The organism is Salipiger thiooxidans (assembly GCF_900102075.1).
Classification (GTDB): domain Bacteria; phylum Pseudomonadota; class Alphaproteobacteria; order Rhodobacterales; family Rhodobacteraceae; genus Salipiger; species Salipiger thiooxidans.
This window is the reverse complement of record NZ_FNAV01000053.1, coordinates 1-6,295: the sequence shown is the minus strand read 5'-3', so window position 1 is coordinate 6,295 and position 6,295 is coordinate 1. Positions and strand designations below refer to the sequence as shown.

Sequence of the window (6,295 nt, the reverse complement as noted above, 5' to 3'; positions counted from 1 at the left end):
CAGCCTCCCGACTTCGGACCACACGGTCAACAGTCAGTTCGTTCGCTATATGTTCCTTCAAATGTCCATATATGCACGTTCGGGCCTGTTGGGCCTTTCCGGCGCGGCCCGCGCCCGCAGGCGCCGGGCGGTCCCGGGTCAGGTGCCTTCGGCGGGCACCGGCAGGCCGAACTTGCCGAGCCGGGCGCGGAACACCTTGCTGCCGGGGTTGAGCTCGAAGGCATGGGCGGCGGCGGTCTTCGCCGCCTCGGCCTGCCCCAGCCCCTCGAGCGCCAGCGACAGCACGTGATGCGCCCAGGGCCGCTCCGGGGTCTGCACCAGCACCGCCTGCACGTTCTCCAGCGCCTCCTGCCAGCGCCGGCACTGGATGCAGAGCTCGGCCACGAACAGCCGGTCGTGCACGTTGAGCACGCCCGCGTCCGGCAGGCCCGCCGCCTCGAGCATCTCCAGCGCCTCGGCCGAGAGGTTCAGCCGCGACATCCCCCGGGCCTTCTCGATCAGGAAGGCCGGGTCGTCGGGGAACCAGTCCAGCGCCCGGTCCACCGCCGCCACGATCTCGGCGAAGCGCTTGTCGCCGCGCAGGAAGGTGATGTAGCGCTGCAGGTAGCGCAGGTTGGTGGGCTCGGCCTCGACCGCCTGGGCGATGAAGGTCTCGGCCTCGGCCCGGTCGCCGGCGCGCTCGCGGATGTAGCTGAGGAAATAGGCCGCCTCATGCACCGTCGGATCGCCCTCGAGCACCCGCCGGTAAATCGGCTCGGCCTTGTCGTCTTCCTTCTTCTTCTCGAAATGCCGCGCGGTCAGCATCGCCAGCCACGGGTGGGTGAGCGCCCGGGTCTCGAGCTCGGCCAGCAGCTCGGCGCGCAGCGATTCGCGGATGCGGCCGGCGGCGAAGGTCAGGTGCGCCGCCTCGACGAGGTTCTCCTCGACGCAGACCGGCTCGCTGCGGTCGAAGAGCCTGCGCATCGTCGTGACCACGCGCTCTTCCTCGCCGTAATCCTGCTCGTCGATGGCGGCGGTGGCGCGGTTGGCCTGCTTCCAGCCGGTGTTGAGCCCCATGTAATGGCGCAGCACCAGCCCGCTGGTGTCGGGGTCGGGCTTCATGCCGCCGAAGACGTCATGCACCATCCACTGGTAGCGCTCGGCCACCTTGCCCGGCACGCAGGCCCATTTCTTGCCGCACCAGCCGGTGCCCGAGATGTCGGTCCGGGTGAAATGGTGGTGCCGCGGCGGGCCCAGGACCTCGAAATGCTCGGCGCGGGTATGCGCCATCCAGCGCCCGCGCACCGAGACGTAGCCGGTGGTGCTGGCCTCGACCTTCTCGAAGATGCCGCCGCTGCCGTCCGAGAAGATCAGCTCGTCCACGTCGCATTGCAGTACGCTGCGCGCCCGGTTCAGGCAGCGCCAGCGGGCGTGCTCGAGAAAGGCGCGCTGGCAGAAGGAGCTGTCGGAATTGCCGTCGGTCACCCCCCACTTGAACGGCCAGTGGGTGATGGTCAGCAGCTCCAGCCCCGCGATGCCGCCGAGCGCCCGGTGCAGCTCGTCGAGCGTGTATTCGGTCGAGCCGTTGTCGTAGAGGCAGACCGCGTCGGCGCCATGGACCGTCACGTAGAAGGTGACGAAATCGCGGATCCACTGCAGGTGGTTGTTCTTGTTCACGAAGAGCAGGACGCGCCGGCCCTCGAAGAGCTCGAGCCGCGACGCCGAGGGGGTCACCGTCTGCTCGAAGAGGTCGGTGCGCACGGTCACCGGGGCGGTGACGTCCGGGGTCTCGATGCGGAACATGTCGAGGTTCCAGCGCCGCAGGTGGCGGAACGGCAGCGCCCGGCCCTGCGCATCGAGGAAGCTCAGCCCGTGGCGTTTGACCTCGCGGCCCATCTGCGGGCTGATCGCGATGAGCCCGCCCTCGCCATCGTCGAAGATGTCGAAGAAGACGGTCTCGTAGTCGAATTTCTGCTGGAAATGCGGCCCGTGCTGCACCGGGTGCCGGAACGGATCCCGGAACGGCGGGGCGAGCGGGTCGATCTGCCCGGTGTATTTCACCGGGGCAATTTGGGCGTATTCAGTGATCATGTCGTGACTGCACCTTGATCAGCCCGGCCCGGGCGCCCGCACGGGGCGGGCTTGAGGCGCCGGGCCGTGGCCGCGCCTGCCATCAGCTGGCGGCGGCTTCCTTGGACTTGGCCATGCGCTCGTACTTGCCGCGGCCGTTGTGATGGCCGAAGGCCTCGATGTCGAGCTTGCCGAACTTCGGCTCGAGGAAGGCCCCGAGCTTGTCCGGCGTGTCGGTCTCGATGTTGTAGACCAGCAGGTCGGCGGGACGGTGCATGAAGTGGCGCAGCGCCGCGGCGTGGTGCTCGTGCCATTCCAGCCGCCAGCGGTAGATCACCTCCTCGGCGGTCTCGACCCCGTAGATGCTCATGCAGCGCTCGATCATGCGCGGGTGCTGCACCCGGCTCGAGATCCACTTGTCGCAGTTGCGGGTGTTGAGGATGAAGAGCGAGCCCGGGTAGGCGCGGTCGATGCGCTCGAACTCCTTGAAGGGTTCGATGAAGGTGGTCTCGCTGAGGTAGATCATGTCGCTGAAGACCGTCACCTCGGGGTAGTCCTTGAACAGCGGCACGTCGGCGCCGATGTTGGCGTAGAAGCGCTTTGCGAGGCGTCCGCTGTCCCAGTGCACGCTCTTCAGGCCGTTGGCGTTGAAGAAGCGGTGGAACGAGGTGGTGGCGCACCGGTTGAAACCGATCAGGAAGACCCTCGTCTTCGGCTCGGACTGGTCCTGCATGTTATGCGCTCCCCTGCTGGCTGGCCCTGACTGTCTGCTTTTTACGCATTACTCTTTCGACCCCGTGAAATGAAGTGATAATCCCGCCGCTCAGCGGAACAGCAGGTCCTGATTGTGTCGTCTGAGCAGGAGCATGCCCAGGAACATCGGCACCGCGATCCACACGAAGACGTAGGGCAGCGAGATGTAATGCGGGTGGTAGGCCGAGTAGAACCCGCTGCGCACCATCCCCATGATGTGCACCAGCGGATTGTACCACAGGTACTCGCGCGCCACGCGCGGCAGGTCCTCGTAGACGTAGAGCACCGCCGAGAACAGCATCAGCGGCCGGGTCAGGATGCTCCAGATCGTCTTCCACAGCGGGAACATCAGGAACATGAAGCAGTTGAACGCGCCGACCCCGAAGCCCAGCAGGGCAAAGAGCCCGAAGCCCGCGAGGATCGGGCCGAAGTCGACGATCTCGCGCACGTTCTCGAAATAGAAGATCGCCGGCAGCACCACCCCGATCACCATGACCTGGGTCAGCAGCGACAGCAGGGCGCGGGCCAGCATCGTGTCGACATAGGTGACGCGGGGGTAGCCCAGCAGCGCCTTGTTGTAGGTCATCGCGTTCGAGACGCTGGCAGCGACATCCTGGTAGACCCTGAGCGGAAGAATGCCGGTCGAGTAGAACAGGATGAAGCTGGTGCCGAGCGAGGGCGAGCGCAGCAGCAGCGAGAAGGCGACCGAGAGCATCACGATCATGCCCACAGGCTGCACGACGGCCCAGAGATAGCCCCCGGGCGAGCGCCCGTAGCTGGTTGTCATCTCGCGAAGGATGAGCGCCACGATGGTGCGCAACGTGCGGTAGCGAAGTTGCGGCACCGCCGCGGGGGGCACCGCTGCCAGATCGGTTTGCGTCATTTCCGCTGGAACTCTTCTGCTTTATATAGGATCAGAACCGTCATTTGACCGCGCAGAGTTTGGGCACACACTTGAAGCATGATCAACCCGACTCGTCCGGAGCAGCCACGCCCGCCGCTTCCCAGGACGCTTCCAAGGACACTCCCCGGCCGAAAGCCGCCGCTCCGAAACCCGCCCGGCCCTCTTCCCCGATCGCCCCGCCCGCCGGCCGTGCCCGGCTGAAGCGGCGACACCTGGCGCTGGCGCTGAGCTTCGTGCTCGCGGTGGTGCTGCCCTCGCTCACCGCCGCCTGGTATCTCTGGACCCAGGCCCAGGACCAGTACGCCTCGCACATGGGCTTCACCGTGCGCCGCGAGGAGGCGCCCTCGGCGGTCGACCTGATCGGCGGGCTCGCCAGCCTGTCCTCGTCGAGCTCCTCGGACAGCGACGTGCTCTACGAGTTCATCCAGTCGCAGGAGCTGGTGAAGCAGGTGGACGAGGCGCTCGACCTGCGGGCGCTCTACTCGCGCCACCACGACGACGACCCGATGTTCTCGCTGGCCCCCGATGCCAGCATCGAGGACCTGGTGAACTACTGGCAGCGGGTGGTGCAGATCTCCTACGCCCCGGGCACCGGGCTGATCGAGCTGAAGTCGCTGGCCTTCACGCCCGAGGAGGCGCAGGCCGTCGCCACCGAGATCTTCCGGCAGAGCACGCGGATGATCAACGCGCTCTCGGCCATCGCCCGCGAGGACACCATGCGCTACGCCCGCGAGGAACTGGCGCTGGCGCAACAGCAGCTCACCGAGGCGCGCCAGGCACTGACCGCCTACCGCACCCAGAACCAGATCGTCGACCCCAGCGCCGACATCCAGATCCAGATGGGCCTGCTCACCACCCTGCAGCAGCAGCTCGGCAACGAGCTGATCGACTACGACCTGCTGCGCGACAACGCCCAGCCAGGCGACCCGCGCATCGCCCAGGCCGAGCAGCGGATCGCCGCGATCCGCAGCCGCATCGAGCAGGAACGCTCCAAGTTCGGCGGCGGCGATCCCGCCACCGACTATCCCACCATCGTGGCAGAGTTCGAGCGGCTCACCGTCGAGCGCCAGTTCGCCGAGCAGAAATACACCGGCGCCCTGTCGAACTTCGACACCGCGCAGGCCGAGGCGCAGCGCCAGAGCCGCTACCTCGCGGCCTTCGTGCAGCCGACGCTGGCGGAGCGCGCGGAATACCCGCGCCGCGCCCTCATCATGGGGCTGGTGGTGCTGCTCTCGACCGTGGCCTGGAGCATCCTGGCGCTGATCTACTACTCGCTGCGCGACCGCAAGTGAGGCCGGCGGCATGATCGTCCTGGAGAACCTGACCAAGAGTTTTCCGGTCCGTGGCGGCCGCAAGTACATCACGCGCAACCTCAACATGACCTTCCCGACGGGCAAGGCGGTGGCGCTGATGGGCCGCAACGGCGCGGGCAAGTCGACGCTGCTGCAGATCATCGCCGGCAACATGGGCGCCGATTCCGGCCGGGTGCGCAGCAATGGCGAGATCTCGTTCCCGGTGGGCTTCGCCGGCAGCTTCCACCGCGACCTGACCGGGGCGCAGAACACCCGCTTCATCGCCCGCATCTACGGCGTCGACACCGACGAGCTGCTGGATTTCGTGGCGGGCTTCGCGGGGCTCGGCAACCATCTCTACATGCCGGTGCGCAGCTATTCCTCGGGGATGCGCTCGCGCCTCGCCTTCGGCATCTCCATGGGCATCCAGTTCGACACCTACCTAGTGGACGAGGTGACCTCGGTAGGCGACCGCTCGTTCCGCAGCCGCAGCGCCCAGGTCTTCAAGGACCGCATGCAGCGCTCGGGGGCCATCGTAGTGACCCACTCGATGGGCGAGGTGCGCAACCTCTGCAACGCCGGCGCGGTGATCGAGAACGGGCAGGTGCATTACTTCGACGACATCGAGGAAGCCATCGCGCTGCACATCGAGAACATGGAACGGCTCGGCAAGTAACGCCGTCCTCCTGCCCTGATGACGTCTCCCATCTGGACATGGTCACCGGTGGGAAACTCTCAGAACGCTCGCTCACCGGCCCCTACTGTGAAATCCCATGGCCTTTTACAGCCATACTCTAGAACGTCATCAACCATGTCAGCCGGCGCCTGACGGGCCTAGGAGCATTGAGCTGCCCGCCGAAAATCGGACAGTGACGGCGGCTACGATCTGACTGCTGGTCTCCAAGAACAAGGATATCAGGACGTGAAAAAACGAAGGCAGCCATGATACCCTAGGCTACTTACTCTTGGCGAGCCGCAAAGACGGACTGCGCAAACTGCCGCAGTCCGTCCAGATCTTCATATCTTCGGGCTCCATACCGCGGCGTCTGCCACGGGATGATAGACGATTAGGCCGCCAGCCGCTTCTTGCGACGCGAGGCAAACCCCAGCCCACCCAGCGCACCGATGAGCAGGATCCCCGCCGCCGGCAGCGGCACCGGGGTGACCGAGTTGACATAGGAGTCGGACGCACCGCCCCACATATTCTGCAGATGGATGCCGAAACGCAGCTGACCAGAGGCCAGAGAAGCTATGAGGGAGTCAAAATCCCCGACGACGTCGAAGACAAAACCGGCGG

At 66.1% G+C, this 6,295-nt stretch carries 6 protein-coding genes; 2 read left to right on the top strand and 4 right to left on the bottom strand.

Annotated elements, in window-relative coordinates:
* Positions 1-138: 138 nt before the first annotated feature.
* From BLQ77_RS27845 to BLQ77_RS27835, 3 genes are all read right to left on the bottom strand, one after another.
* The gene (locus BLQ77_RS27845; RefSeq protein ID WP_131822096.1) at positions 139-2,070 is read right to left on the bottom strand and encodes a tetratricopeptide repeat-containing glycosyltransferase; all 1,932 of its coding nucleotides are present in this window, start codon (positions 2,068-2,070) and stop codon (positions 139-141) included.
* An 82-nt stretch (positions 2,071-2,152) separates the two neighbouring features.
* The gene (locus BLQ77_RS27840) at positions 2,153-2,782 is read right to left on the bottom strand and encodes a sulfotransferase (protein WP_089964301.1); all 630 of its coding nucleotides are present in this window, start codon (positions 2,780-2,782) and stop codon (positions 2,153-2,155) included.
* A 90-nt stretch (positions 2,783-2,872) separates the two neighbouring features.
* The gene (locus tag BLQ77_RS27835) at positions 2,873-3,685 is read right to left on the bottom strand and encodes an ABC transporter permease (protein ID WP_089964300.1); all 813 of its coding nucleotides are present in this window, start codon (positions 3,683-3,685) and stop codon (positions 2,873-2,875) included.
* Positions 3,686-3,756: 71 nt separating this feature from the next.
* Between BLQ77_RS27835 and BLQ77_RS27830 the strand changes: the two genes are divergently transcribed.
* Together BLQ77_RS27830 and BLQ77_RS27825 are read left to right on the top strand one after the other, a co-directional pair.
* A complete protein-coding gene (locus BLQ77_RS27830) occupies positions 3,757-4,998 on the top strand; it encodes a KpsE/RkpR family capsule polysaccharide export protein (protein WP_089964299.1) in 1,242 nt (413 codons plus the stop codon).
* 10 nt (positions 4,999-5,008) lie between these two features.
* The gene (locus tag BLQ77_RS27825) at positions 5,009-5,674 is read left to right on the top strand and encodes an ABC transporter ATP-binding protein (protein WP_089964298.1); all 666 of its coding nucleotides are present in this window, start codon (positions 5,009-5,011) and stop codon (positions 5,672-5,674) included.
* 391 nt (positions 5,675-6,065) lie between these two features.
* Here the strand turns inward: BLQ77_RS27825 and BLQ77_RS27820 are convergent.
* Positions 6,066-6,295, bottom strand: a 230-nt coding sequence (locus tag BLQ77_RS27820; protein ID WP_131822095.1) for a VPLPA-CTERM sorting domain-containing protein, incomplete at its 5' end; no start/stop codon positions are given.